Genomic DNA, 25,342 nt, shown 5'->3' with positions numbered 1-25,342 from the left:
CGCCCGGCGCGGGCGAGGGTCATTGCATGACGACGGCCAGCACGTGGACGGTGACCCTGACGTTCGAGGACGACGACGGCACCACCTGGGCCCGCGCCGTGCTCGACAGCTCGCCCGACGACGTCCTCGGCCCCGGCGAGGTGCTCGCCGTCGAGGGCCGCGCGGTCCGGTGGCCCGACCACCCGGCCGTGACGACCATCGGGCGCGAGGCGGCGGCGGCCCGGGCGCTCGTGGAGCTCGGGCACCGGCTCGGGGACCACGCCCTCGACGACGCCTTCGCCAACGCCTACGGGCGCCCGGCCCTCGGGCAGGCCGCGACCGGGTCGAACGGCCCTGCCCCGCGGCGGGAGGTGGGGACACCGTCCTCGCCATGACCCCCGGCGCTCCGGCCTCGCGCGTTCCCCCGCCCGTGATCGAGCTGCGCGGACGGATCGCCACCGATCTCGCCGAGTACGCCCACGCGAAGGTCCTGCACGCCCTCGACCACGGCGTGGACCCGACCGGCCCCGCCCGCATCCGGGTCGTGCGGCACGACGACCCGGCGCGGGAGCATCCGGTCGTCGCGAGCGCGCACGTGGACCTCGCCGGTGGCCGGCTCCACGCCCACGTCGTCGCCGACGCGCCCCGTGAGGCCGTCGACCTGCTCGTCGACCGGCTGCGCCGCCAGGTCCTCGACGCCCACGCCCGGCGACGGCCCCGGCGCCCCGCTCGCCCCGACGACGGCGGCACCGACACCGGCATCGCCCGTCACGACGTGGTGCAGGCGGTCCCGACCTCGGTGGCCGACGCCGTCGCGATCATGGAGGGCCGCCGGGAGGCCTTCCACCTGTTCGTCGAGCGGACCACCCGCCGGCGTGCCGTCGCCTACCGCGGCGGGCCGACGGGGCGGCGCGTGGCCCTCGACGACGGATCCGCTCCGGCCCTGCCGCCCCCGGACGGCGTGACCACCAGCGGTCGGCCGGCGCGGGTCTCGGGCCCCGAGCGGGCGGTGGAGCACCTGCGCCTCGCCGCGCTGCCGTTCCTGTTCTTCCACGACCCCGGCGCGGGACGCGCCCGCGTCGTCCACCTCGACGAGCGCGGCCGGGCCGTCCTCGTCGACGTGGACGCCGGTGCCGCGGAGATCCGCCGAGGGCCGGTGCGGTGAACCGGCGGGACTCCGCTGCCGGGGTGCTGGTCGCGGCGGCGGTCGTGGTCTGGGTGTTCGGCTCGACGCCGGCGGGCGCCGAGCTGCTCGCCGGGGTCCGCGGCACCGCCCTGCTCGTGACGGCGCTCGCCGCCGCGGCCGCCCTCGTCAGCGGGGCGTGGCGGGAACCGGCCGACCCGGTGGCGCTACGGGCCCCGGCCGCCCTGGGCCTGGTCGCGGTGCTCGTCGCGATCGTGACCGTCCTGACCGCGAGCGCGACGGCGCTGGCCGTGCTCGTCCTCCTCGTCCTCGCGCTCTGGGCCCTCGCGACCCTGCGCCACGCCACCACGCGGTGGCGCTGAGGAAGCCCGCTCAGCCGCCGGTGGCGGTGTCGGACGAGGAGGCCGCGGGCGCGGAGGTGCGCGCCGTGCGCGGCTCCTCGGACGTGGGCTCGGAGGTCCGCTCGGAGGTGGGCTCGGAGGTGGGCTCGGAGGTGGGTTCCGAGGTGGGCTCGGCCGACGATGACGGGCGCGACGACACGGACGACGCGTGGGTCGGCGGGGACGAGGAGGGCTCACGGGCCGACGGGGCGGCGTCGGTCGTGGTCGCTCGCGTGGTGGTCGATGGGGTCGTGGGCACGGCGACCCGCGCGGTGGAGGACGGCCCCTCACCGTCGTCCTCGGTGCTCGCCGCGGCCGGCGACACCTGGTCGGTCGCGAGCGGTGGACGCGGGTCCGAGATCGGGGCCGGCCGCGAGGAGGCGGGCGCCGCGCTCGGCGCTCCCGGCACCGGGGGCGCGACGAGCGCCGAGGCGCCCCCGGAGGACGGCGTGCCCAGCGGCAGCGCCGACGCCGCCCCCAGGGCGAGACCCACGACGATCGCCGCCGCGGCGGCAGCCCCGGCGAGCCGCCGGGTCCGGCGGCCGGCGCTGGGCGCGGGGTGGTCCGTGGTGTGCTGGGCGGCCAGGGCCGTGGCCACCTCGTCGACGGTCGGACGAGCGTGCGGGTCCTCGGCGGTCATCCGGCGCGCCAGGGCGCGCACCTCGCGCCCCGCCCGAGCGGCGAGCAGCATCCGGCCCAGCGCGTAGACGTCGGCGGGTGGGCCGGTCCCGCCGGCGAGCTGCTCCGGCGCGCGGTACCGGCTCGAGGCGGGTGGCCCGGCCCAGCGCTCGACGAGGGCGGCGACGCCGCAGTCGGCGATCATCGGGTGGGGACCGCCGAGCAGGACGCACTCCGGGGTGAGGGCGCCATGGGCGGCGCGGATCCGGTGGACGGGGGCGAGCGTCAGGGCCAGGCGGCACACGAGGTCGGCGAGCTCGGCGCCGTGCCGCCCCGAGCTCGCGAGCGTGGGCCCAGGCACGCGCTGGCACACCAGGAAGAGCTGCCCCTGGTGGACGCCGCCGTCGTAGAGCTCGACGAGGCCAGGATGGTGCAGGTGGACCGCGGCCCCCGGTGACGTCGGCAGGGTCGGGTCGGGGTCGGGGTCGGTGCCGGGCGCGGGCGTGACGAGGACCAGAGCGACCGTGCGCTGCAGCCGTGCGTCCCATGCCTCGTGGACGCGGCGGCGCCGGTCGGCGGTCAGGCGACGTCCGAGGTGGTACCGGCGGGCGACGACGGGACCGGTGGCTCCGGTGTCGACCTGGTCCACGACGTCCTCCGCACGGGCTGGGCTGACGACGACTCTCGGGTGCCGGGCGTGGGGTCGACACGGTCGCAGGCACCCGCGGTGGGGGACCGGACGTTCGTCGGTCGCAGGCCGTTGGTCCCTGGAACCCGGCCGCGGGCGGGCGGAGCGTCCGTGACGGAGGTGGAGAACATGTCAATCATCCGACGCCAGAACCCCACGACCTCGACCGACGTCTTCAGGCAGTTCGACCGCATGTTCGACGACTGGATGCGTGCCTTCCCCGCGCGGATGTGGGACCAGCCGGCCCTGCGGGCGCCCGAGGAGGTCATCAAGGTCGACGAGTACCGCGAGAACGGCGACCTGGTGATCAAGGCCGAGATCCCGGGCATCGACCCGGACAAGGACCTGTCGCTGACGGTGGCGGACGGCATCCTCGACCTGCGGGCCGAACGCAAGGTCACCGAGGACACCGAGGACAAGGGGTATCACCGGCACGAGCTGCGCTACGGCACCTTCGCCCGCCGGCTGCCGCTGCCGGACGGTGTGGACCCGGGCGCGGTGACCGCGTCGTACAAGGACGGGATGCTCATGGTGCGCGTCCCGATGCCCGAGCCCGAGAAGGGCGCCGAGCCCACCACGATCGCGATCGAGAAGGGCTGACGCCGGCACCGAGCGGGCCGGGCATCGACGGCCCGGCCCGCTCGCCCTCGTTCTCAGGACAATTGTTTCGTTCGCTTGCTCCGGACGCCCGTACCTGGGATCTTGGCGTGCTCGGCGCATGGCGGTCCACGGACCGTCGGGCGCCGCAGCACACAGATCAGGTGTGGGGGCGACAGGACGGATGCACAACGGCGATGCCCTCATCGTGTTCGAGAGCGACCTGGCGGTGGCGCCACATGTCCGCAGTTGCGTGGACGAGGTCCGAGCGGCCGGTACCCAGATCGTCATCTCGCACCAGGAGGCCGACGGCGGGCAGGGCGTCCCCTGGCGGCTACACCTCGGTGGGGCCCTCACCTTCTTCACCAGCTCCGGCGCCGCGCTGGTGCTCGCCTCCGCCAGCGACCCCTGCCGGGATGTCTTCCGGCTCGACCTCGCGCTGCTGGAGTTCCTGGGGCTCCGCGGCTGCACGGCGCTGCTCCACGGGACCCGGAGGTTCCGCGAGCACGGCGGGCTCCTGAGCATCGAGCACCCGCGGACGCCGGTGCGGCGCGTGCTGCGCCACGGGCTGGTGGGCGCGCACAACGTCCGGCTCGGGTGACGCTCGGGACGTTCGGCCCTGCCGCGCTGTCGGGGTGTGCGGCCACGATGCCGGGCAGCGCGGCCCCTGCCCACCGACAGAACAGGACGCGATGACTCTCCGGACACCGCAGGCCCCCCGCTCGCGTCCCGCCGTCGGCGGCCCCGACCTCACCGGCACCAGCGCGCACGGGGGCACGGTGCCCCACGCCGTCGCCCGGTTGGTGGCGGAGTTCCCCGGGCGCCACGCCGCGGTCGTGTCCGCGACCGTCACGCAGTGCCGGCGCGACCTCGCCGGCGCGCCTCCCGGTGCCCTGCCCGAGCTGCTCGAGCGCCTCGCCCGGCAGCGTCTGAGCGAGTGCGGCTGACGGCCGAGATCCTTGGGCGGAGTTGGCGCCGCCGGGTGATCGTCGGGAGGAGGACGCCGCCCTAGGGTTGACGGCGCCACCGGGCGCGACGAGCACCTCGGGGGCGACCGGACCGTCGGCCGTACCTCACCTCCCCCCGCGAGGGGCGGCCGGCGGTCTCGGCGCGCCCACCTCCTGGCGCCGTGCGACGGGGTCAGGTCGCGCCGGCCCTCCCGACGAGCCCCACCCGCGCGGCGTCCTCCATCGCCTCGGTCAGGTCCAGGCGGCGGGGGCGCCCGACGTCCGGGTCCTCACCGAGCGGCTGACGCGCGCTCCGGGCCTGCTCCAGGCGCGCCAACCGCGTGTCCACACTGCGCACGAGGGCCACGAGCTCGTCGAGGCGCCGGAGCACCTCCGCGGTGTCCGCCTGCTCGGTCACGGCTCCTCCTCTCTCCGGGTGCCCCCGACGGTCCGCCGGTGCCGCCGCGCGAGGCAGGGCCCGGCGACGCCGCCGGTCGGGCCGTTCGTCCCTGACCCGGGCCTCCGGCGGGGGTGGAGGGTGCCGGTGTGGAGCTGATCGAGAAGCCCGAAGCCGTGCGCCGCCGGGCGCGGATGCCGGACTACGCCCGCGCGCGACGGACGTTCACCTGGGCCGGCGCGCGGGCGCAGATGAGCGGGCTGCCCGGCGGCCGGGGCCTCAACATCGCCCACGAGGCCGTCGACCGGCACGCCACGGGCCGCGGGGACGCGGTCGCGCTGCGGGTGCTGAGCCGGGACGGGGCGGTCGACGAGGTCACCTACGCCGAGCTGCGCCGCCGGACCGACCGCTTCGCGAACGCCCTGCGCGCCCTCGGCGTGGCGCGGGGGGAGCGGGTCTTCACGCTGCTGCCGCGCACCCTCGACCTCTACGTCGTCGCGCTCGGCACGCTCAAGGCGGGCTGCGTGCTGTCGCCGCTGTTCTCCGCCTTCGGCCCCGAGCCGGTGGCCCAGCGCCTGCGGCTCGGGGAGGGCCGGGTGCTGGCGACCACGCCCCGGCTGTACGAGCGCCGGGTCCGCCCGCAGCGCGCCGACCTGCCGGACCTGCGCCACGTGCTGCTCACCGGAGACCCCGCCGAGGGCCCGGACGACGGTGAGGAGGGCTGCTCGGCGCTGCAGCACCTCCTGGACGCCGCCGAGGACGGGTTCACCATCCCGCCGACCGACCCGGAGGATCCGGCGCTGCTGCACTTCACCAGCGGCACGACCGGCCGGCCGAAAGGTGCGGTGCACGTGCACGAGGCCGCGGTCGCACACCACGCCACCGCGACCGCCGCCCTGGACCTCGGGCCCGACGACGTCTTCTGGTGCACGGCCGACCCCGGCTGGGTGACCGGCACGTCCTACGGGATCGTCGCGCCCCTGACGCACGGCGCGACCCTGCTGGTCGACGAGCGCGACTTCGACGCCGAGCGCTGGTACGACGTGCTCGCCGAGCAGCGCGTCACCGTCTGGTACACCGCGCCGACGGCGCTGCGCATGCTGGCCCGCCACGGCGCGGAGGCCGCCCACCGGCGCGACCTCTCGGCGCTGCGCCACGTCGCGAGCGTCGGCGAGCCCCTCAACGCCGAGGTGGTCCGGTGGTCGGCCGAGGTCCTCGGCACCCCGGTGCACGACAACTGGTGGCAGACCGAGACCGGGGCCATCATGATCAGCAACTTCGCGGGCGAGGACATCCGCCCCGGGTCGATGGGACGCCCCCTGCCCGGCATCGAGGCCACCGTGCTCGAGCGCGGCCCCGACGGCCGCGCGCTGCGCACGGGGGGCGGCGTCCGCGAGGTCACCACGCCGGGGGTCGACGGCGAGCTCGCGCTGCGGGTGGGCTGGCCGTCGCTGTTCCGGGGCTACCTGCACGAGGACGAGCGCTACCGGGCGAGCTTCGCCGACGGCTGGTACCTCACCGGCGACGTGGTCCGCCGCGACGCCGACGGGTGGTACTGGTTCGCCGGCCGCGCCGACGACGTCATCAAGACCGCCGGGCACCTGGTCGGCCCGTTCGAGGTCGAGAGCGTCCTCATGGCCCACCCCGCGGTGGCGGAGGCGGCCGTGATCGGCAAGCCCGACCCCGTCGCCGGCGAGCTCGTCAAGGCGTTCGTGACCCTGCGCCCGGGCTGGTGGCCCAGCGACGCGCTGCACGACGAGCTGATCGCCTTCGCCCGCCGGCGTCTCGGCAGCGTCGCCCCGAAGGAGCTCGTCGTCGACCCGCACCTGCCGCACACCCGCAGCGGGAAGATCCTGCGCCGGCTGCTCAAGGCCCGCGAGCTCGGCCTGCCCGAGGGCGACCTGTCCACCGTGGAGACGTCGTGAGCACACCCACCGACACCGCGACCGACCCGACCCCGCCGGGCGACGAGCGCGACGACCCGCGGCTCGCCCTGCTGCGCGGGATGGTGCGCATCCGGCGCTTCGAGGAGCGGTGCGTCGAGCTCTACAGCGCCGAGCGGATCCGTGGGTTCATGCACCTGTGCGTGGGGGAGGAGGCCGTGGCCGTCGGTCTGGTGGGCGCGTTGGCGGCGGAGGACGCCGTCGTGTCCACCTACCGCGAGCACGGCCACGCGCTCGCACGGGGCGTGCCGATGTCCGCGGTCCTCGCCGAGATGTTCGGCCGGGCCTCCGGGTGCAGCCGGGGCCGCGGCGGCTCGATGCACCTCTTCGACGTCTCCCGCCGCTTCTACGGCGGGAACGCCATCGTCGGCGGCGGGCTGCCGATCGCGGTCGGGCTCGCGCTCGCCGACGCCCTCCGCGGGCATCCCGTGGTCACCGCCTGCCTCTTCGGCGACGGGGCGGTGGCCGAGGGCGAGTTCCACGAGAGCCTGAACCTCGCCGCCCTCTGGCGCCTGCCCGTGCTGTTCTGCTGCGAGAACAACCGCTACGCCATGGGCACCGCGCTCGAGTTCGAGCACGCCCAGACCGACCTCGCCCTGCGGGCCGCGTCCTACGGGATGCCCGCCTGGCCCGTGGACGGCATGGACCCCGAGGCCGTCGCCGAGGCCACGCAGCGGGCCCTCGCCACGATCCGGTCGGGCTCGGGGCCCTGCTTCCTCGAGATGCGCACCTACCGCTTCCGGGCGCACTCCATGTACGACCCCGACCGGTACCGCGACCGCGCGGAGGTGGCCCGGTGGAAGGACCAGGACCCCGTGGATCGGCTGCGGGCCCGGATGGTCCGCGACGGCGGTCTCGACGGCGCGTCGTGGGACCGGCTGGTCGCCGCGGTGGACGAGGAGATCGAGGCCGCCGTCGCCGCCGCCGAGGCCGGTCCCCTCGAGCCGGTGGAGGACCTGACCCGCTTCGTCTACGCGGAGCCGTCGTGAGCGCCGTGACGAGCGCCGCCGCCCCGGGCACGGAGCTGCCGCCCGGGCGGATGACCTACCGGGAGGCGTTGCGGGAGTCGCTGCGGGAGGCGCTGCGGGGCGACGAGCGGGTGTTCGTCATGGGCGAGGACGTCGGCCGGTACGGCGGCTGCTTCGCGGTGACCCTGGGGCTGCTCGAGGAGTTCGGGCCGGAGCGGGTGCGCGACACCCCACTGTCGGAGTCGGCGTTCGTCGGGGCCGGCATCGGGGCCGCGCTCGGGGGGATGCGCCCGGTCGTCGAGATCATGACGGTCAACTTCAGCCTGCTCGCGCTCGACCAGATCCTCAACAACGCCGCGACGCTCGCCCACATGTCGGGCGGCCAGCTCGCCGTGCCCCTCGTCGTGCGCATGACCACGGGCGCCGGACGCCAGCTCGCGGCGCAGCACTCGCACAGCCTCGAGGGCTGGTACGCCCACATCCCGGGGCTGCGGATCGTCGCCCCGGCGACCGTGGCCGACGCCCGCGGGATGCTGGCCCCGGCCCTCGCGTCGCCCGACCCGGTGCTGCTGTTCGAGCACGCCGGCCTGTACGCGAGCGAGGGCGAGGTCGACGACACGCCGGTCGCCCTGGACGGCGCCGCCGTCCGCCGGCCCGGCGAGGACGTCACGCTGGTGACCTACGGGGGCATGCTCCCGACCGCCCTCGCGGCCGCCGAGGCCCTCGAGGCCGGGGGGATCGCCGCCGAGGTCGTCGACCTGCGCTCCCTGCGGCCGCTCGACGAGGCCACGGTGCTCGCCTCGGTGCGCCGCACCCATCGGCTCGTGGTGGTCGACGAGGGCTGGCGCAGCGGGAGCCTCGCCGCCGAGGTCGCCGCCCGCGTCGCGGAGCAGGCGTTCTACGACCTCGACGCCCCGCCGGAGCGCGTGTGCTCGGCGGAGGTGCCGGTGCCCTACGCCGCCCACCTGGAACGGGCGGCACGCCCCGCCGTCGACGACGTCGTGGCCGCCGCCCGGCGGACGGTGGGCTGAGCCGTGGGCGAGTTCCGCATGCCCTCCCTGGGAGCGGACATGGACGCCGGGACGGTGGTCGAGTGGGCGGTCGCGCCCGGCGACCACGTCCACCGGGGAGACCTCGTCGCGGCCGTGGAGACCGAGAAGTCGGTCATCGACGTGGAGTGCTTCGAGGACGGCGTCGTCGAGCGGCTGCTCGTGCCCGTCGGCACGAAGGTCGCGGTCGGCACCCCGCTCGCCGTGATCGCGCCGGAGGGGGCCACCCCGGCGCCCACCCCTGCGCCCACCCCTGCGCTCACTCCGGCGCCCGCCCCGGCGGCCGGGACCCCGGAGCGCGACGGCGCGGCGTCCCTGCCCCGGGCCACCCCACCCGTGCGCCGGTTCGCCGAACGCCTCGGGCTCGACGTCGCCCGCCTTCCGGGCACCGGCCCGCACGGGACCGTCACCCACGCCGACGTCCGGGCCGCGGCGAGCACGGGTACCACGGCCAGGACGGACACGACGGACACGACGGACACGACGGACACGACGGTGCCTTCACCGACGCCGACGGTCCCTCCCGCGGCCCCCGCCGAGCGCCCCCGCATCACCCCCTACGCCCGCCGGCTCGCCGCCGAGCGGGGCACGCCGCCGGAGGCTCTGCGGCCCGGAGCGGACGGCGTCGTCCGCGCCCGCGACGTGCCCGCCGGAACCGGTGCGACCCCGACGCGGACTCCCCGGCCGACCCCCCAGCCGACCCGGCCGACCACGCCGCCGTCACCTCGACCGGCCGCCCAGGGCATGCGAGCGGCCATCGCCGCGCGCATGACCCGCTCGCTCGCGATCCCGCAGTACCACGTCGACAGCGTCCTCGAGCTGGGCGCGCCGCTCGACCGCCTGCGCGAGGTCAACCGCCGCCTCCCGGTGTCGGAGCGCATCGTCCCGGCGGCCCTGCTGCTCCACGCCACGGCGCGGGCGGCCCGGCGGGTGCCCGAGCTCAACGGGCACTGGGTCGACGACACCCTCGTCCCGGCCACCACGGTCGCCCTGGGCGTCGTCGTCTCCCTGCGCGGGGGCGGCCTGCTCGTGCCCACGATTCCGGCCGCGGACGAGCTCACGCTCTCCGAGCTCATGGCGGCGCTGCGCGACGTCGTGGCCCGGGCCCGCACGGGCCGGCTGCGCACCTCCGACGCCGCGGACGCCGGCCTCACGGTCACCGACCTGGGGGAGACGGGCGGGCACAGCGTGCACGGCCGGATCTTCCCGCCGCAGGTGGCGCTGGTCGGCTTCGGTGCGGTCGTGCGCCGCCCGTGGGCCGAGGGCGACCTCCTCGGCGTGCGCCCGACGGTGACGGCCACGCTCACCGGAGACCACCGCGCCACCGACGGCGTCGTCGGCGGCCGGTTCCTGCACGCGATCGACGACGTCCTGCACGACACCGAGGAGTGGTCATGATCCCGGCCGACGCCCCCACCGCTCGCGACGAGGCGGCCCGCGCGCTGGTGCGCGCCGGCCTCGCCCGCATCGCGCCCGGCCCCGACCTGGACGCCCTGGAGGACACCGCGGATCTCCGCGACGCCCTCGAGCTCGACTCCCTGGACTTCCTCGCCTTCGTCGAGCAGCTCTCGCGGACGACGGGGGTCCGCATCGAGGAGGACGACTACCCCCGGCTGCGGACGGTCGCGAGCGCCGCGGCGTTCCTCACCGCCGCCGGCGTGCCCTGAGGCGTGCTGCTCAGAGGTACTGGCCCCCGTGGCCCGACGAGGTGTCCCCCTGGGGCTGCGCCTCGCTGCGCAGGCGGCTGAGCTGGGACCGCGCGGCCATCTGCTGGGCGGCGAGGGCCATCTGCGCGCCCTGGAAGAGGCCCTCCAGCCAGCCGACGAGCTGGGCCTGGGCGATCCGCAGCTCCGCGTCGCCGGCGACCTCGTCGGTGGGCAGCGGGACGTCGAGGGCTTGCAGCTCCTCCCGCAGGTCCGGGCCGAGGTGGGTGACGAGCTCGTCCATCGCCCGCGTGCGCAGATCCCGCACCCGTTCGCGTGCGCGGTCGTCGAGCGGTGTCTCCCGCACCTCCTCGAGCACCTTGCGGATCATCGTGCCGATCCGGAGCAGCGGGCCGGCGTCGATGACGTCGGGGTCGGCGCCGGAGCCCTCCGAGGGCGCGGCCGCGGGTGTCGGGGGAGCGGGCGCGGCGGCCGGGGCCGACCGGTCGTCACGCGACCACCGGCGTGAGTCGCGGATGACCGGCCCGGCGGCCGGGGCGGTCTCGAGGGCGGTCTCGACCTCGGGGCCGTCGGTGGTGTCCGTCTCGGGCCCGGGGATCGGCACGGCCATGGCTCCTCCAGCGTTCGGGTGCTCGACGGGTCAGGGTCCGCGTCGGCCGGCGCCGGGGTCAGGGTCGCCGGGCCCGCGGCGGCGGGCCGTCCGGCCGTCACCGGGTCAGGTGCGCCGGCTCGCCGGTGGCCTGCTCGATGTCCAGGAGGGCGGCCTCGAGCAGGCGGTGCTGGAGGTCGAGGAGGGCGCGCGCGACGGCCAGCTCCGCACCGATCTCCGGCACGTCCCGGTCGCTGGGGTTGCGGCGGGCCGTGCCGTGTCCTTCGAGCGAGGTCGCGTCGCGTGTGTGGAGGCGGGCCACCGCGTGGGTGGTGCGTTCCTGCTCCTCGATGTGGATGTTGGCGGTCCAGTCCTCGGTGTGGATCATCCCGACCTCCCCGTCGATCACCGCTCGCCGTCGCGGCGCGCGTCGGTGCGGACGCTCGGGGCGGTGCTGTCGTCCCGGAAGGGTCCGCCGGCCCTCCGGGCCGGGGCCTTCGTCGCTCGGACCGGGCGGGCCGGCCGGGCGTCGGCGGTGGGGGAGGGGGCCGGATGGCCCTGGGATCGCCCGCCGGCGCGGGCCATGCTCCCTGATCGACCCGGCGCCGGAGGTGAGCATGCGGTCACGCGATCGATCCGGGCCCCGGCGCTCCAGGCTTGGTCCCACGCTGCGCGTGACCGTGTGGAGCCTGGTGACCGTGCTGGTCGGGATCGTCGTCCTCACCGCGCTCGTCACCGGTATGGCCCGGATGCGGGTCGCGGCCGGCGTCACCGAGCTGGCCGGTGAGCTGATGCCTACGCAGCGCGAGACCCGAGCGCTGACCATCGCGTCGGTGGACCAGGAGACCGGGCAGCGCGGCTACCTGCTCCTGGGTGACCCGGCGTTCCTCGCCCCGTACGTCAGCGGCCGCGAGGCCGAGGCCAGAGCCGCCGCCGCGCTCACCACACTGCTGCGTGCCGACCCGGCAGCCGGGGCCGACCTCGCCGCGGCGACGGCCGCCGCGGCCGCGTGGCGCACCGAGGTGGCCGAACCGAACATCGCCGCCCGTCGGGCCGGTCCGCTGCCGACCGAGCGCGTGGCGGCCTCCGAGCGCCGCGGCAAGGAGCTGTTCGACGTGCTGCGCCAGCGGCTGGCCGCGCTGCAGGAGCGCACCGCGAGCCGGGAGCGGGGTGCGCTCGCCGCCATCGACGCCGCACAGCGGACGGCTAACGTCGTCGCGCTCGGCGCCGTGGTGCTGGCGTTCGGTGTCGCGGTGGCGTCGGTGCCCCTGATGCGCCGTCGGATGGTCCGGCCCCTGGTCGGCCTGCAGGCGCAGGCGGAGCGCACGGCCGACGGCGCCTACCAGACCCCCATCGCCGTCACCGGCCCCCGGGACCTCGTCGCGATCGGCGACGCCGTCGAGACGATGCGCACCAGTCTCCTGCGCCACGGCGCCGAGCTCACCGACGCCCGCCTCGAGCTCGCCCTGCGCGACGCGCGGGACCGCCTGGCGGCCGAGGTGCACGACAACAGCATCCAGCGGCTCTTCGCCCTCGGGCTCGCCCTCCAGGCCGCGGCGGCCCGCCACCCGGCGGCCGAGGGCGACCTCGCCCCCCTCGTCGACGAGACCGACGCCATCGTCCGTGAGCTCCGCGAACTGATCGCGGGCCTCGTGCGCACCGAGGTCTCGGCCGCGACGCTGCGGGGACAGGTGTTCGACCTGGTGCGTGATTGCGGCCGCGCTCTCGGGATCACGCCTGCTCTCGAGATCCGCGGACCCCTCGAGGAGGCGGTCACCGACGAGGCGGCCCGGGAGCTGCTCGCGGCGCTGCGGGAGGCCCTCGGCAACGTCGCGCGGCACGCCCGCGCCCCCTCGGCGGCGGTGCGGCTGGCCGTGGACGAGGCGCGGGTCGTGCTCGCGGTCGAGGACGACGGGGTCGGGGTGCCGAGCGACCTCGCCCCGGGGGAGGGCCTCGCCGTCGTCGCGGCCCGCGTCGAGCGTCTCGGGGGCACGCTGGCGGTCACGCCGCGTCCCACGGGAGGGACGCTCGTGTCGTGGCAGCTCCCGCGGACGCGTGACGCCACGCCGACCCCCGATCCCGCCGACACGGCGCGCACCCGACCGTGACCACCGCCCGTAGACCACCGCCCGTCAGGGCGAGGGACGCGGGGACCGGTCGGGATCGGCGGCCGGCCCACCGGGCCACCACCACCCCGGCGGTGGAGCGGTGTCGGCGCCGGGCCGCTGCCCGGTCACGGGCCCGGCCTGCCCACCGCTACGGCCCAGCTCCTCGACGTCGGCCGCCGACACCATGCCGATCGGGGTGTCGCCCGCGAGCACCACGAGCCGGGCGTCGGGCTCCGCGAGGCGCCCGAGCAGCGGCGCGAGCGGGTCGTCCGGGCGCACCGTGGTGAGCCGCGACGCGGGGACGACGAGGCGGCGCAGCGCCGCCGGCTCGTCGGCCCGCTCCGCCGCGGCGCGCATCCGCTCCGGGGGCAGGTAGCCGACGAGGCCGTCCGGTCCGGTCAGCAGCACGCCCGCGGTCCGGGCCGGGTCGGTGCCCGCGGCGGCCCGCATCGCCGCCGGCGCGTCGGCCGCCACGAGGACGGGTGGCCCGGACAGGGCGGCGGCGACCGGCACGCCCTCGAGCGCACGCCCCAGCCGGGCGCGCCGCTCCTCCAGGCCCGCGGCGCCCGCGATGAACCATCCCAGGATCATCAGCCAGAAGCCGCCGAGGTCGACGGTGAGGGCGAGGAGGACGCCACCGCCCAGGAGCAGCGCCCCCAGCCCCTGCCCGACGCGGGCCGCGGCGATCCCGGCGCCCCAGCGGTCGCCCCGCCGCGCCCAGAGGGCCGCGCGGAGCACGCGGCCGCCGTCGAGCGGTGCGGCCGGGAGGAGGTTGAACACCGCCAGAACGAGGTTGATCACCGCGAGCTCGACGAGGACCGCGACCACCAGATCGGTCGCCACCCACCGCGCGCCACCGGCCGCGAGGGCGAACAGCCCGGCGAGCACCCCGCTGACCACGGGACCGACCACGGCGATCCGCAGCTCGGCCCGCGGGCCCTCGGGCTCGCCGCGCAGCCGTGTCGTGCCGCCGAGGAGCCACAGGGTGATGCCGTCGACACCGAGCCCGTGGGCACGGGCGACGACGGCGTGGGCCGCCTCGTGGGCGAGCAGCGACACCATGAGCAGCAGTGCCACCGCGAGACCGGCCGCCGCGTAGGCGGCCGGTGCGTAGCCCGGGGCCAGCAGCGGGAGCTCGCTGCGGGCCATGACGACCGCGATCAGGACGACGATGCCCAGCACGCTCCAGTGCGCCGCGACGGGGACCCCGGCGAGCCGCCCGAGTCGTACCGCGCCCCGCTCCGTCCCCGTCCCCGTTCGGGCCATCACGCCTCCCGCGATCGCGTTCGGTTCCCAGTGGCCCACGCGGTGCCCGTCGACGGGAGGACCGGAGGTCACCGGGTCCCGGGCCCTCCGGGAACGGCTGCCGGCTCACAGGCGGAGGCCGCGGGCACGGAACGGACCCGGGGGAGCGGGCCTTTCCGATCCGTCGGACCCCACCGCGTGGTCGCGGGCGTAGGCGCACAGCACGTCCCGGGTGGAGCCACCGTTCGGGACCCGGAAGCGGTCGACGATGCTGGCCGCGAAGTCGTCGATCGCGCGGAGCAGCAGCCCGCCGTGGAAGTGCGCGTCGGAGGAGGCGCTCTGTCGGCGTGCCTGCTCGCCGAGGTCCAGCAGGTGCCCCATCGCCGCCGGGAGCGCGAAGCGAACGTCGTCGTCGTGGAAGTAGTAGGTGATGGGGAAGGTGACCAGGTCGCGTTCGCTGGCGACCAGCCGCGAGGTGAGGTCGGCGTACACGCCGGCGGGCAGCGGCGAGGGCGGGCCGGGGTCGGTCGCGTCGGCGCCGACCTCCTGCAGCAGGCGGATCTCATAGGCGAGGGCCCGTCGACGGGAGAGCACGGGGAAGATCGAGAGCAACCAGGACACGCTGGCGGTCAGCAGCCCGAGCCCGAGCAGGGCCTCGAGCGGTGCGGCCAGGCGCAGCAGCCCGTGGGCGGGCGAGATGTCGCCGTAGCCGAGGGTGGTGAGGGTGACCAGCGAGAAGTAAGCGGAGTCGAGCAGGCTCGTGCCGAGACCGTCGAGCCGCGCGGGGCGCAGGAAGCCCCCGGGCATCCACGGCCAGTACACCAACGCCCAGCCGGCCCCGAGGAATGCCACCCAGCTCGTCACGACGATCAGGAACGCGGCGGGTCCGGCGAACGCCAGCGCCCGGGACCCGGGCAGGCGGTGGCACGCCGACCACGTCGCGGCGACCACCGCACGGCTCAGCGAGTGCCGCCGCGGGTGCGAGAACAGCGTGGCGAACACGTCGAACAGGGCGAGCCCGATCAACGCCGCGCCGACGAACGAACTGAGCACGGCACTCGCCGGGTTCATCGCGCCTCCGGTGTGGTGCCTCGCGGTCAGGACGGAGTGGGCTCGTACCGCTCGTCCGCCCGGGAGAGGAGGTGCTTGAGCTCGACGAGGGTGAGCAGACCCGACTGCCCGCCCACCTGCTGGACGACGCTCATGCTGTTCACCGGGGCCCAGCGCAGGGCGGTCCGCCAGGTCTCCCCGCGGGCGAGCGCGGCGACGAGCGTCGAGGCGAAGGCGTCGCCGGCACCCGTGCGCTCCACGGGCGGAGCGGGGTCCGGGTACGGGGGCAGCCGGAGGTGCTCGTCGCCGTCCGAGGCGTAGGCCCCGGCCGGGCCGTCGGTGACGACCACCCGCGTCGGCCCGAGGTCGTGGAGCCGGCGCAGGAGGTCGGGCACGTCGGCGTGGTCCCCGCCGGTGACGGTGACGGCCTCCTCGCGGTTCATGATCACGACGTCGCTGCGCCGGTAGATCGCCCGCAGCGGGGCGACACCGCCCGCGATCTGGAGCGTGCCCGGCGAGAACGCGAGACGGACCTCGGGGTGGTCGTCGAGCCAGGCGGCGAGGGCGTGCTGATAGGCCCCGGCGTGCTCGCTCAGGGAGCTGAAGTAGACCCAGCGTGGCAGAGCCGTCGGGCCGGACCAGCGGTAGTCGAACTCGTGGTGGCGGACGAGGATCGTGCGCTCCGCGCCGTACCGCAGGACGAAGTGGTGGTTGGTCTGCTGGTCGGGGTGCACGTGGACCAGGCCGACGTCCACGCCCTGCTCGTCGAGCCGCGCGATGATCCGCTGCCCGGCGTCGTCCTTGCCGACATCGGTCGCGATGCCCGCCCGCAGGCCCAGGCGGGTGCAGGCCACCGCGGCGTTGGCCGCGTTGCCGACGGCGTCGAAGATCTTCAGGTCGGCGAAGGGCAGCTTCGCCCCGAGCCGCATGGCCAGCCAGTCGCCGTCCTCGTCGGGGAGCGTGGTCGTCGAGTCGCTCGGGATCAGGTCGATCGCGGTGTCCGTGACGACGTCGCCGACGCAGAGGACGTCGCACGGCCGCACACTCGTCACGCCGCTCGTCACGGCGCGTCCCCGGCCATCGTCAGCAGGCCGATGACGTTCCCGTCCGGGTCGCTGAACATGGCGATGTCACCGACGCCCTCGACGGGCGTCGGCCCCATGACCCGCTTGCCGCCGAGCTCCTCGGCCTTCGACAGCGACCTCTCGATGTCGGCGACCGCGACGTACACGGTGACCCAGTGCGGCACGCCGGGTGGGGTCTCCATGATCCCGCCGCCGATGCCGTCGGGGGAGCCGGTGGACACGACCCCGTACCCGTGGGACTCGGGCTCCACCGACCAGCCGAACAGCTCCGCGTAGAAGGCCCGGGAGCGCGCGCCGTCGGCGCCCCCGATCTCGAAGTGCACGACGGGGTCGCCCATGGTGATCTCCTCTCGGCCGGCGGCCGGAAACCGCTCCTCCCGACGGTGTCGCGGCCCGGCGTCCGGGGCAGGAGCCGCTGGGCCCGCCGCGCGAGAGCCGGAGGGCCCGTGACCGAGGGTGCGGGTGGCCCTGGTCCGCCGACGAGTCCCGGTCCGACGCTCGGGGACCGTCGCTCGGTGCGGAGGAGATGCGACATGCGTGCACAGGTCGGGAACTGGTTGATCGTCGAGGGGCTGACCGACGCGTCGTCCCGGCGACAGGGTCAGATCGTCGAGGTGGACCACCCGGACGGGAGCCCGCCGTACTGGGTCCGGTGGCTGGACGACGACCACCGCAGCCTGGTGTTCCCCGGCCCGGACGCCCGGGTCGAGGCGCACCCGGTGCACCCCGCGGCGCCGGGCGGGGCTCCCTGACGAGCCGGCCCGCCACGGTCGTCCCGACCGGCGTCGCGGGAGGGCCGACCGCCTGCCGGAGATCATCGTCGGGGTACGTCGAGGGCCTCGATGCGCAGCGGGGTGCCCTGCAGCCCGGTGACCGACCAGCCCGATCCGTTGATCGCGACGTCGACGGTGGCCGACCCGATCCGCAGGCCGCTGACCCGCAGCGGCACCAGCTCGGCGGGTGGGACCGGACCGCACGTCACGGTGCCGCGCGGGACGTCGGGGTCGAGGCGCAGCAGCGAGCGCAGCACGAGGACCGGGGCTGCGGCCGCCGCGGCGTGCGGGGCGCAGGCGGTGGGGTAGGGCACGGGTCGCCCGGTCTCGGCGCGGTCGAAGCCCCCGAACATCTCGGGGAGCCGGTGGCCGAGAGCACCGGAGGTGCGCAGGAGCGCCATGGCCAGCTGCTGTGCCTCGTCGGTGAAGCCGTAGCGGACGAGGCCCGCGATGCACAGAGCCGTGTCGTGGGGCCAGACCGAGCCGTTGTGCGGGCTCATCGGGTCGTGGGCGCCCATCGAGGTCGCGAGGGTGCGCACGCCCCACCCGGAGAACAGCGCAGGCGAGACGAGGCCGGCGGCCACGGCGGAGGCGTACTCCTCGTCGACGATGCCGGCCCACAGCGCGTGGCCCGGGTTGGAGGCCAGGGCGTCGACGGGCCGCTTGTGCCCGTCGAGCGCGACGGCGAACCAGCCGCGTTCCGGGAGCCAGAAGTGCGCGTGGAAGCGGCGCCGGAGTTCGGCCGCCCGGCGCCGGCACCGCTCCGCGGTCACGGCATCGTCGACGGCGTCGGCGAGGTGGGCCCGCGCCAGGTAGGCCGCGTAGGTGTAGGCCTGCACCTCGACCAGCGCGATCGGCGGCTCGGCGGGACGGCCGTCGGCATGGCGGATCCCGTCGAGCGAGTCCTTCCAGCCCTGGTGCAGACGGCCGCGGGGCGTGGCTCGCCGGTACTCCACGAAGCCGTCGCCGTCGGCGTCCCCGTACTGCTCGATCCACCCGAGCGCCCGGTCGGCGTGGGGTAGGAGATCGGCGACCTCCTCGAGCGGCGCGCCCCAGCGGGCGAGCTCGTCGAGAACGACGACGAAGAGGGCGGTGGCGTCGGCGGTGCCGTAGGAACGGTCGCGGGTCCCGGGCGCGAGCGAGTCCGGCGGACCGAAGCGCATCGCGTGCATGATCCGCCCGGGCTGCTCGTCGGTGTCCGGGTCGACGACCGCACCCTGGAACGAGGCCAGGGTCTTCAGCGTCCCGAGGGCGAGCCCGCGGTCGAGCGGGAGCAGCATGAGCGCGGTCAGCAGCGCGTCGCGGCCGAACAGCGCCAGGGACCAGGGCGCTCCCGCGGCCACGAGCGCCCGCTCGGGGTGCTCGGGGTCGACGATGCGCAGGGCGCCGAGGTCCTCCACGCTGCGCCGCAGCACCGCCGCCAGGTCGGGGTCCGCGGTCTCGAGGCGGGGCGCGTCGGCCCGCCCGTCCCGCGCGCGGCGCACCGGGTGGGAGGGGGTGGCGTCCTGGCCGCGCGGGTGGTGCAGCGTCAGGCGCCGCCCGGCCACAGCGGGTTCGACGCTGACGCCTGCGTGCCACTCGCCGTGGGCCGGGACGTGGGCCTCCCAGCAGAAGCCGTCCGCGTGCACCACGGGCTCCCCGTTCGCGCCGACCGTGACCACGTGGTCGTGCTCCGGGGCGGTGAGGACGAGGGCGTCGGAGCCCGGGGTGGCCGTGACCGCCACCCCGCGGCCCCGGCCCTCCCTGACCGCGAACAGGTCGGCGAAGTCCGCGGCCACGGTGAGGGCGACCCGGCAGGTCGTCGGGCGGGCGGTGCTGTTGCGCACGACGAGGTCCTCCCGCATCCCCTCGCCGACGAACCGGCGACGGGTGACGAGCAGGCTGCCGTGCCGGGCCCCCTCGGGGTCGCCCGGGACGTGCAGGAGCACCGACGCGGCGAACGGCTCGTCGACGTCGGCGCGGAGGAGCTCGCCCGGGACGCCGTCGACGGTCAGCTCCCATCGGGCGAGGGCCCGGACGTCGCGGACGAACAGGCCCTGGGGATGCCACGGGACGATGTCGCCCGAGGCGGCGCTGCGGCACAAGGTCGAGCCCTGCACGAGGGTCAGCCCCTCCGCGCCCGGCGCCGGCGTCGTCACTCCCGTGGCCGGTCCACGAGGCGCAGGCAGGCCTCCTGCTGGGTGCAGGTGCCGCACGCGTGCGGGTCGACCCGCGAGGTCCAGTTCATCTCCACGTGCCAGCATCGTCCGCAGGACCAGCACAGGAGGTTGGACCGGTCCCCGTCGGCGACCGGCCGGAGCGGCTCGTGCCCGCAGGACGGGCAGGCCGTCGGCAGGGCGAGGGCGTCCTCGAGGTCGAGCGCGGCGGTGTAGGTGGTCACGCCGCCCCCCTCAGCCGCGGTCGGTGTCGACGAGGCCGAAGCGGTGACGCCAGACGTCGGCCGAGGTGAGCTCGCCGTGGGCGACGCAGCGCAGCACGTCACGGCGGGCGAGCATGCCCACCAGCTCGCCGTCCTCGACGATCGGGATCGCCCGGAGCTTGCGGTCGAGCATGGTGCCGACGATGTCGGCGACGTCGCTGTCCGGCGTGCGGGTGACCGGCGAGCGCGTCATGACGTCGCCCACGCGGGTCGCGGCGTGGGTGGCGGGCGTGCCGGCGTCCTGGGCGGGGATGCGGCCGCGCACGAGATCGGCCTCACCGACGATGCCGACGAGCCCCTCCTCGCCCACCACGGGCAGGGACGAGATGCCCTGCTCGACCAGCAGGGACGCCGCCTCGGACACCGGGGTGTCCGGCCCGACCCGCACCACCGGGCGACTCATGATGTCTCGTGCCTTCACGGTGACCTCCCCGTCGTCGTGCCGCACGGCTGCGGCCTGCCGAAGGAGTGCAGCCCCGCGGCGGGGTCCGGGCCCAGGGCCGTTGGTCGCGGCTCGTCGGGCCCGAACGGCACACGTGCCGCTCCCGGTCGCACTGACCGGGACCGGGGTCCTCCGGCCCTGCCGACGCCGGGCCCGCCGTCGGCAGGCTGGTCGCCGCGAAGGAGGTGGGCCGATGTCCGGAGCCGAGTCGGGAGCCCGAGCCGTGGTGGTCGGGGTGTCCCTCGAGGGCCACGGCGAGACCGCCGTCCGCTGGGCGGCCGCCGAGGCGCGGGACCGGGGGCTGCCGCTGCGCCTGGTGCTCGGCCTGGTCGTCCCGCACGGAGGCTACCCCGGCCGCGGTCTCGTCGGGGTCGACGTCCGGACCGGGCTGCGCGCGCTGGCGCAGCGCGAGCTGCGGGACATGCACCAGGCGGCGCAGGACATCGCCCCGGACGTGCCGCTGAGCGAGGACCTCATCGAGAGCGACGCGGTCGCCGTGCTGCGCGCCCAGGCGCGGACGGCGTCGCTCGTCGTGGTGGGCAACGACGGCCTCGGCCGTCTCGCCGACCTCGCGGTCGGCGGCATCGCCCGCGGCCTCGCCGGGCGCATCGACGTGCCCCTGGTGGTCGTGCCCCAGGGATGCGATCCGGGGGCCCGGGATCGCGCGGGTGGGCGGGCGCCGGTCGTGGTCGGCGACGACGGCACGCCGGGTTCGCGGGGCGCGCTGGTGTTCGCGGCCTCGCGGGCCGCCAGGCGGGGGGTCCCCCTGGTGATCGTGCGCGCCGGCCCTGACGCGCGGCCGCTGCCCGAGGACGCACCCGAGCTCGGGCCGGACCGTCCGCCCGCGGTGCGGGTCGTGATCGCCGAGGAGCGTGCCGACCGGGTGCTGGCCGAGCAGGCACGCGAGGCCGAGCTCGTGGTCCTCGGGGTCGGCGAGCACGGCTGGCTGCGCCACCGCCACCACGTCCGCCCGGGTGTGGTGCTGCACGCGACCTGCCCGGTGGTCGTCGTCCCCCCGGGCCCGCCCAGCGCCACCACCCCGGCGGGGGCACGAGCCCGGGAGGAGACGTGGTGATCCCCACGGGAGCAGGACTGATCCGATCGGACGGCACGGCCTGATCGCGACCATGGGCCCGCACTGCGGGGCCCGGACGGCCCGGGCGCCGGGCCCCGCCGCGCGGCCACGATCACCCGTGGGACGTGACCCGCGTGGACGGAGGGACAGCGCGATGGACGAGGGACCCGGCGAGAACCCGGTGGCCGCGACAACGGGCGACGGTGCGGCGCCCGGTCGACCGGTGGTGGTCGGCGCGGACGGCTCGGAGTCGGCGCTGCGCGCCGTGCGCTGGGCGGCCCGTGCCGCGCGGTCCACGGGCCGGGGCCTGCTCGTGGTGCTCGCCTACGGCGGTGTCGACCCGAGCCTGGTCGCCGACGCCACGATCTGGCGCCGCTACCAGCAGGAGATGCTCGAGCAGGCCCGGGAGCAGGCCCGGCGGGCCGCGGAGACCGCCCGGGCGGAGGCGCCCGAGCTGCACGTCACCGAGGAGCTCGTGGACGGACCGGCGGCGCCCGCCCTGCTGGAGCGGGCGGGGGACGGGCTGCTCGTCGTCGGTGAGCAGGGCGTGGGCGGACTGGGGGGCGCGCTCGTCGGGTCGGTGGCCTCGACGGTGGCCGCGCACGCCGCGGGCCCGGTCGTCGTGGTCCGGGGGGAGGTGTCCACCGAGCCGGACGCCCCGGTCGTCGTCGGGGTCGACGGGTCACCCTCCAGCGCGGCGGCCATCGACTTCGCCGCGGCGGTCGCCGACGCCGAGGGGTGCCCGATGATCGCGGTGCACACGTGGTGGGACCCGTTGGTCGACACGGTGCCCCAGGAGTTCCTCGACCTCGACGCGATCACCGCCGACGAGCGCCGGGTGCTCGCCGAGCAGCTGGCGGGGCGCTCCGACATCCACCCCGACCTCGAGGTGTCCACCGTGGTCGCCCGGTCACGGCCGGCGCGGAGCCTGCTCGAGCACGCGCGGGGGGCCCGCCTGCTCGTCGTGGGGACGCGGGGGCGCGGGGGCTTCACCGGGCTGCTGCTGGGCTCGGTGAGCCGCGCGATGGTGCACCGCGCGCCGTGTCCCGTCGCCGTCGTGCCCCCGCCGGGCGCGCGGGCACAGGCGCACACCGGCGGCCGCGCCCACGCCGCCGCGACCTGACAGGGGATCGAGTCGTGGCCGACGCCCCGGTGACCTGCCCGCGCTGCGGACAGGCCAACCGCATCGCCCGTGACGCCCCGGGGAGCCCCCGGTGTGGCCGGTGCCGCACGCCCCTGCCGTGGCTGGTGGACGCCGGTGACGACGACTTCGGCGCCGTGGCCGAACGGGCGCGCCTGCCGGTCCTGGTCGACCTGTGGGCCGCCTGGTGCGGACCCTGCCGGATGGTCGCGCCGGCGGTCGCGGCCGTGGCCGAGGAGTTCGCCGGCCGGCTCAAGGTGGTGAAGGTGGACGTCGACCGCGCCCCTGCCGTCGCCGCCCGCCTCGACGCGCGGAGCATTCCGACGCTGGTGCTGCTGCGCGACGGGCAGGTCGTCGCCCGGCGGGTCGGCGCGCTCGGTCCGGGGCCGCTGCGAGCCTGGGTCGCCGGGGAGCTGGGGGGCCAGGGCGCCGCCGCCGGCGCCTGAGGTGAGAGGACGAGAGATGCGCGCGTTCCGTGTGACCCGCCCACGTCCGGCGTCCGAGGGGCCCCTGGAGCTGGTGGACGCGGCCGTCCCCGAGCCCGGGGCGGACGAGCTGCTCGTCGCCGTTCTGGCGTGCGGGGTGTGCCGCACCGACCTGCACGTCGCCGAGGGCGACCTGCCCGTGCACCGCGCCGGGGTGGTGCCCGGCCACGAGGTCGTCGGTCGCGTGGTCCGCGCCGGCGCCCGTGCCGCCGGGTTCGTGGAGGGTGACCGGGTGGGCGTGGCCTGGCTGCGCCGGACCTGCGGGACGTGCCGCTTCTGCCGCCGCGGCGCCGAGAACCTCTGCCCCGCGTCCTCCTACACCGGCTGGGACGCCGACGGCGGCTACGCCGACTACACGACCGTCCCGGCGGACTTCGCGCACCACCTGCCCGACGGCTACACGGACGCCGAGCTCGCCCCGCTGCTCTGCGCGGGCATCATCGGCTTCCACGCGCTGCAGCGCGCCGAACTGCCTGCGCGCGGCCGGCTCGGCGTCTACGGGTTCGGCGGCAGCGCGCACCTGGCCAGCCAGGTCGCGCTCGCCCAGGGCGCGACGGTGCACGTCATGACACGCAACCCGGCCGCGCAGGAGCTGGCCCGCCGGCTCGGTGCCGCGTCGGCCCAGGGCGCCGCCGACCCGCCGCCGGAGCCCCTCGACGCGGCCATCCTGTTCGCGCCGGCCGGCGAGCTGGTGCCGCCGGCGCTGGAGGCCCTCGACCGGGGCGGGACGCTGGCCGTCGCCGGCATCCACCTCACCGACGTCCCGGTGCTCGACTACCAGCGCCACCTGTTCCAGGAGCGCACGCTGCGCAGCGTCACCTCGAACACCCGGGCGGACGCGCGGGAGTTCCTCCGGGTCGCCGGTGAGCACCACCTCGAGGTGACCACCGTGCCCTACCCCCTGGAGAAGGCCGGCGAGGCCCTCGCCGACCTCGCGGCCGACCGGATCACCGGGGCGGCGGTCCTCGTGCCCTGACCGGCGGGGACCCAGGGGTGCCGCCGATCGGGACCCTGGGCCCTGCCGGCCGTCGTGACGTCGCCCGAGCCTGAGCCGCACGTCGGCGAGGGGAGGCGCGTGATGACGACGACCGGGGACGTGGCGGGGGACGTGAAGGAGGACGCGACGGGGACCGCGACGGAGCTCGCGGAGGCCGCGACGACCGCGGCGCCGGACGTCGACGGCGGCCGGCGAGACCAACGTGTGGTGGTCGGGCTCGACGACTCGGTCGGGGCCCGTGCGGCCCTGCGGCATGCGCTCGCGGAGGCCCGGCGCCGCGACGCGACGCTCGAGGTCGTGACCGCCTTCGTCTCCCCGGAGCAGCTCGCCGCCATCGTCGGGATCCCGATCGCCGTCGAGCGGGCCGAGGTCGCGGCCGCCGCCGAGGCCGCGGCCCGGGCCGTCGTGGACGAGGTGCTCGCCGCGGACCGCGTCGAGCACCCCGGCGTGTCCGAGCCCCCCGTGGTCGTGCGGGCGGTGGCGGGCGACCCGGGACCGGTGCTCACGGCCGCGTCGACCGGGGCCGCGCGCCTCGTCCTCGGCCACCGTGGCCGGGGTCTCGCGGCGACCGCGACCCTCGGATCCGTCGGCTGGTGGTGCCTGCGCCACGCGACCTGTCCGGTCACCGTCGTGCCGCCCGCCGGTCGGCGCAGGCTGTCGTGAGCGAGCGGCGCGGCCCGGTCGGTCGCCGGCACGAGGGGCGCGTCGATGGGCGTCGCGCCGTCTGGTGGAGCGCGGGGGAGGGACCCGTCGTCCTGTTCCTGCACGGGTGGGCGCTGAGCCCGGCGTCCTACCGCACCGGTCTCGCGCAGGTCGCCGCCCGCGGGGCGCGCGTGGTGGCGCCGGCCCTGCCGGGCTTCGGCGGGTCCGACGAGCTGCCCGCCGCGGAGTTCACGCTGGCGGGCTATGCGCGCTGGGTCGTGCGGTTCCTCGAGAGCGTCGGCGTCGAGGGCCCGGTCACCGTCGTCGGGCACTCGTTCGGGGGCGGGGTCGCGGTGCGGCTCGCCCACGACGCCTCCGACGTCGTGTCCCGGCTCGTGCTGGTCAACAGCATCGGCGGCGCGGTGTGGGCCACCGGCCCCGCCGGCCCCCGGCTCATGTCCGAGCGGCCGTGGTGGGACTGGGGCCTGCACCTGCAGGCCGACCTCGACCCCGGCGGGCCGTTCGGCCGGGTCGTCCCCGTGATCGTCTCGGACGCGGCCACCAACGCGTTGCGCAACCCGCTGGCGGTCTGGAGGGTCGCCGAGCTGGCGCGGACCGCCGACCTGCGGCACGAGCTGGAGGAGCTCCGGCGCCGACGGCTGCCGGTGGTCGTCGTGTGGGGCCGGCAGGACCGCGTCCTGCCCGAGGCGTCGCTCGCGGCCCTCCGGCTCGCGCTGGGGGACGACGTCGTGCGCACCGTCGAGGGCACCCACAGCTGGCTCATCACCGACCCCGACGCCTTCACCGAGATCCTCACCAACGTCCTGACCGAACGTCCGCTCCGGCCCCTCGTCGAGGGCACGCCGCCGGAGGACGAGCTGCCCGAGCCCGACGCCCCGGCGTCGTGAGAGGAACCG

At 76.7% G+C, this 25,342-nt stretch carries 30 protein-coding genes; 19 read left to right on the top strand and 11 right to left on the bottom strand.

The features are described 5' to 3' along the window. The first annotated feature begins 26 nt into the window (after window positions 1–26). Genes C8D89_RS21085 through C8D89_RS21075 form a run of 3 tightly spaced genes read left to right on the top strand, consistent with a single transcriptional unit; the run spans window position 27 to window position 1,485 of the window. Window positions 27–374 (top strand): dsRBD fold-containing protein, encoded by a 348-nt coding sequence (locus C8D89_RS21085; RefSeq protein WP_116710100.1) that lies wholly within the window; start codon window positions 27–29, stop codon window positions 372–374. Continuing rightward, on the top strand, window positions 371–1,144 hold the full coding sequence (locus tag C8D89_RS21080; protein WP_116710099.1) for a hypothetical protein: 774 nt from the start codon (window positions 371–373) through the stop codon (window positions 1,142–1,144). Before C8D89_RS21085 ends, C8D89_RS21080 begins: the two co-directional genes overlap by 4 nt. Then, window positions 1,141–1,485 carry a hypothetical protein gene (locus C8D89_RS21075; protein WP_116710098.1) on the top strand — a complete coding sequence of 115 codons (345 nt, stop codon included), beginning with the start codon at window positions 1,141–1,143 and terminating at the stop codon, window positions 1,483–1,485. The genes C8D89_RS21080 and C8D89_RS21075 overlap by 4 nt, the downstream gene beginning before the upstream one ends. Before the next feature lie 10 nt (window positions 1,486–1,495). On the opposite strand, the gene C8D89_RS21070 is transcribed toward C8D89_RS21075, so the two are convergent. Continuing rightward, window positions 1,496–2,770, bottom strand: coding sequence for a protein kinase family protein (locus C8D89_RS21070; RefSeq protein ID WP_116710097.1), 1,275 nt, complete (start codon window positions 2,768–2,770; stop codon window positions 1,496–1,498). A gap of 168 nt (window positions 2,771–2,938) precedes the next feature. Between C8D89_RS21070 and C8D89_RS21065 the strand changes: the two genes are divergently transcribed. The 3 genes from C8D89_RS21065 to C8D89_RS21055 all read left to right on the top strand — a co-directional run bounded on the left by C8D89_RS21065 (window position 2,939) and on the right by C8D89_RS21055 (window position 4,353). Further along, window positions 2,939–3,409 carry an Hsp20/alpha crystallin family protein gene (locus C8D89_RS21065; RefSeq protein WP_116710096.1) on the top strand — a complete coding sequence of 157 codons (471 nt, stop codon included), beginning with the start codon at window positions 2,939–2,941 and terminating at the stop codon, window positions 3,407–3,409. Window positions 3,410–3,659: 250 nt separating this feature from the next. After that, the gene (locus tag C8D89_RS21060) at window positions 3,660–4,007 is read left to right on the top strand and encodes an STAS domain-containing protein (RefSeq protein WP_133252006.1); all 348 of its coding nucleotides are present in this window, start codon (window positions 3,660–3,662) and stop codon (window positions 4,005–4,007) included. A 91-nt stretch (window positions 4,008–4,098) separates the two neighbouring features. Then, a complete protein-coding gene (locus tag C8D89_RS21055; RefSeq protein WP_116710094.1) occupies window positions 4,099–4,353 on the top strand; it encodes a hypothetical protein in 255 nt (84 codons plus the stop codon). A gap of 193 nt (window positions 4,354–4,546) precedes the next feature. On the opposite strand, the gene C8D89_RS21050 is transcribed toward C8D89_RS21055, so the two are convergent. Next, on the bottom strand, window positions 4,547–4,771 hold the full coding sequence (locus tag C8D89_RS21050; protein WP_116710093.1) for a hypothetical protein: 225 nt from the start codon (window positions 4,769–4,771) through the stop codon (window positions 4,547–4,549). Between the two features lie 128 nt (window positions 4,772–4,899). Here C8D89_RS21050 and acsA point away from each other — a divergent pair, with 128 nt between their 5' ends. The 5 genes from acsA to C8D89_RS21025 all read left to right on the top strand — a co-directional run bounded on the left by acsA (window position 4,900) and on the right by C8D89_RS21025 (window position 10,377). Then, on the top strand, window positions 4,900–6,675 hold the full coding sequence (acsA, locus tag C8D89_RS21045; RefSeq protein WP_243418278.1) for an acetate--CoA ligase: 1,776 nt from the start codon (window positions 4,900–4,902) through the stop codon (window positions 6,673–6,675). Window positions 6,676–6,755: 80 nt separating this feature from the next. Then, the gene (pdhA, locus tag C8D89_RS21040) at window positions 6,756–7,682 is read left to right on the top strand and encodes a pyruvate dehydrogenase (acetyl-transferring) E1 component subunit alpha (RefSeq protein WP_423717238.1); all 927 of its coding nucleotides are present in this window, start codon (window positions 6,756–6,758) and stop codon (window positions 7,680–7,682) included. A gap of 50 nt (window positions 7,683–7,732) precedes the next feature. Beyond that, window positions 7,733–8,692 carry an alpha-ketoacid dehydrogenase subunit beta gene (locus C8D89_RS21035; RefSeq protein WP_116710167.1) on the top strand — a complete coding sequence of 320 codons (960 nt, stop codon included), beginning with the start codon at window positions 7,733–7,735 and terminating at the stop codon, window positions 8,690–8,692. 18 nt (window positions 8,693–8,710) lie between these two features. Further along, entirely contained in the window at window positions 8,711–10,108 is a 1,398-nt protein-coding gene (locus C8D89_RS21030; RefSeq protein WP_243418276.1) for a dihydrolipoamide acetyltransferase family protein, read from the top strand. Then, window positions 10,105–10,377 (top strand): acyl carrier protein, encoded by a 273-nt coding sequence (locus C8D89_RS21025; RefSeq protein WP_133252005.1) that lies wholly within the window; start codon window positions 10,105–10,107, stop codon window positions 10,375–10,377. The genes C8D89_RS21030 and C8D89_RS21025 overlap by 4 nt, the downstream gene beginning before the upstream one ends. A 10-nt stretch (window positions 10,378–10,387) precedes the next feature. Here C8D89_RS21025 and C8D89_RS30825 read toward each other — a convergent pair whose 3' ends face one another. Both C8D89_RS30825 and C8D89_RS21015 read right to left on the bottom strand, forming a co-directional pair. Next, window positions 10,388–10,984 carry a proteasome activator gene (locus C8D89_RS30825; RefSeq protein ID WP_116710090.1) on the bottom strand — a complete coding sequence of 199 codons (597 nt, stop codon included), beginning with the start codon at window positions 10,982–10,984 and terminating at the stop codon, window positions 10,388–10,390. 97 nt (window positions 10,985–11,081) lie between these two features. Continuing rightward, window positions 11,082–11,351: a DUF1876 domain-containing protein gene (locus C8D89_RS21015; RefSeq protein WP_116710165.1), complete on the bottom strand. Its 270-nt coding sequence runs from the start codon at window positions 11,349–11,351 to the stop codon at window positions 11,082–11,084. Window positions 11,352–11,637: 286 nt separating this feature from the next. On the opposite strand from C8D89_RS21015, the gene C8D89_RS21010 reads away from it, so the two are divergent. After that, the gene (locus tag C8D89_RS21010; RefSeq protein ID WP_165825848.1) at window positions 11,638–13,071 is read left to right on the top strand and encodes a CHASE3 domain-containing protein; all 1,434 of its coding nucleotides are present in this window, start codon (window positions 11,638–11,640) and stop codon (window positions 13,069–13,071) included. A gap of 24 nt (window positions 13,072–13,095) precedes the next feature. Here the strand turns inward: C8D89_RS21010 and C8D89_RS21005 are convergent, their stop codons facing one another. The 4 genes from C8D89_RS21005 to C8D89_RS20990 form a co-directional block, all read right to left on the bottom strand. Next, window positions 13,096–14,337: a site-2 protease family protein gene (locus tag C8D89_RS21005; RefSeq protein ID WP_133252004.1), complete on the bottom strand. Its 1,242-nt coding sequence runs from the start codon at window positions 14,335–14,337 to the stop codon at window positions 13,096–13,098. A 105-nt stretch (window positions 14,338–14,442) separates the two neighbouring features. Further along, window positions 14,443–15,387 (bottom strand): potassium channel family protein, encoded by a 945-nt coding sequence (locus C8D89_RS21000; RefSeq protein WP_116710087.1) that lies wholly within the window; start codon window positions 15,385–15,387, stop codon window positions 14,443–14,445. A gap of 26 nt (window positions 15,388–15,413) precedes the next feature. Then, the gene (locus tag C8D89_RS20995) at window positions 15,414–16,418 is read right to left on the bottom strand and encodes a carbohydrate kinase family protein (protein WP_133252003.1); all 1,005 of its coding nucleotides are present in this window, start codon (window positions 16,416–16,418) and stop codon (window positions 15,414–15,416) included. Between the two features lie 8 nt (window positions 16,419–16,426). Next, window positions 16,427–16,789, bottom strand: a complete 363-nt coding sequence (locus tag C8D89_RS20990) for a VOC family protein (protein ID WP_116710085.1) — start codon at window positions 16,787–16,789, stop codon at window positions 16,427–16,429. 195 nt (window positions 16,790–16,984) lie between these two features. On the opposite strand from C8D89_RS20990, the gene C8D89_RS20985 reads away from it, so the two are divergent. Continuing rightward, entirely contained in the window at window positions 16,985–17,203 is a 219-nt protein-coding gene (locus C8D89_RS20985; protein ID WP_116710084.1) for a DUF1918 domain-containing protein, read from the top strand. A gap of 62 nt (window positions 17,204–17,265) precedes the next feature. Here the strand turns inward: C8D89_RS20985 and C8D89_RS20980 are convergent, their stop codons facing one another. Genes C8D89_RS20980 through C8D89_RS20975 form a run of 3 tightly spaced genes read right to left on the bottom strand, consistent with a single transcriptional unit; the run spans window position 17,266 to window position 20,046 of the window. Next, the gene (locus tag C8D89_RS20980) at window positions 17,266–19,362 is read right to left on the bottom strand and encodes an amylo-alpha-1,6-glucosidase (RefSeq protein WP_165825847.1); all 2,097 of its coding nucleotides are present in this window, start codon (window positions 19,360–19,362) and stop codon (window positions 17,266–17,268) included. Further along, window positions 19,359–19,604 carry a hypothetical protein gene (locus C8D89_RS28805; RefSeq protein WP_133252001.1) on the bottom strand — a complete coding sequence of 82 codons (246 nt, stop codon included), beginning with the start codon at window positions 19,602–19,604 and terminating at the stop codon, window positions 19,359–19,361. The genes C8D89_RS20980 and C8D89_RS28805 overlap by 4 nt, the downstream gene beginning before the upstream one ends. Before the next feature lie 10 nt (window positions 19,605–19,614). After that, complete coding sequence (locus tag C8D89_RS20975; RefSeq protein WP_133252000.1) at window positions 19,615–20,046, bottom strand: CBS domain-containing protein; 432 nt, start codon at window positions 20,044–20,046, stop codon at window positions 19,615–19,617. Window positions 20,047–20,278: 232 nt separating this feature from the next. Between C8D89_RS20975 and C8D89_RS20970 the strand changes: the two genes are divergently transcribed. The 6 genes from C8D89_RS20970 to C8D89_RS20945 all read left to right on the top strand — a co-directional run bounded on the left by C8D89_RS20970 (window position 20,279) and on the right by C8D89_RS20945 (window position 25,333). After that, window positions 20,279–21,160, top strand: coding sequence for a universal stress protein (locus tag C8D89_RS20970; protein WP_116710081.1), 882 nt, complete (start codon window positions 20,279–20,281; stop codon window positions 21,158–21,160). A gap of 154 nt (window positions 21,161–21,314) precedes the next feature. Continuing rightward, a complete protein-coding gene (locus C8D89_RS20965; RefSeq protein WP_116710080.1) occupies window positions 21,315–22,283 on the top strand; it encodes a universal stress protein in 969 nt (322 codons plus the stop codon). A gap of 14 nt (window positions 22,284–22,297) precedes the next feature. Then, the gene (trxA, locus tag C8D89_RS20960; protein ID WP_207787344.1) at window positions 22,298–22,747 is read left to right on the top strand and encodes a thioredoxin; all 450 of its coding nucleotides are present in this window, start codon (window positions 22,298–22,300) and stop codon (window positions 22,745–22,747) included. A 16-nt stretch (window positions 22,748–22,763) separates the two neighbouring features. After that, the gene (locus C8D89_RS20955) at window positions 22,764–23,762 is read left to right on the top strand and encodes a zinc-binding alcohol dehydrogenase family protein (protein WP_116710079.1); all 999 of its coding nucleotides are present in this window, start codon (window positions 22,764–22,766) and stop codon (window positions 23,760–23,762) included. A 102-nt stretch (window positions 23,763–23,864) separates the two neighbouring features. Beyond that, complete coding sequence (locus C8D89_RS20950; protein WP_133251999.1) at window positions 23,865–24,446, top strand: universal stress protein; 582 nt, start codon at window positions 23,865–23,867, stop codon at window positions 24,444–24,446. Continuing rightward, window positions 24,443–25,333, top strand: a complete 891-nt coding sequence (locus C8D89_RS20945) for an alpha/beta fold hydrolase (RefSeq protein ID WP_116710077.1) — start codon at window positions 24,443–24,445, stop codon at window positions 25,331–25,333. The genes C8D89_RS20950 and C8D89_RS20945 overlap by 4 nt, the downstream gene beginning before the upstream one ends. Window positions 25,334–25,342: the final 9 nt, after the last annotated feature.

The organism is Actinomycetospora cinnamomea, from assembly GCF_003096675.1.
In the GTDB taxonomy this organism is placed as follows: Bacteria; Actinomycetota; Actinomycetes; order Mycobacteriales; family Pseudonocardiaceae; genus Actinomycetospora; species Actinomycetospora cinnamomea.
The sequence above is the reverse complement of the archived record's forward strand: the minus strand, read 5'-3'. Positions and strand labels throughout refer to the sequence as shown.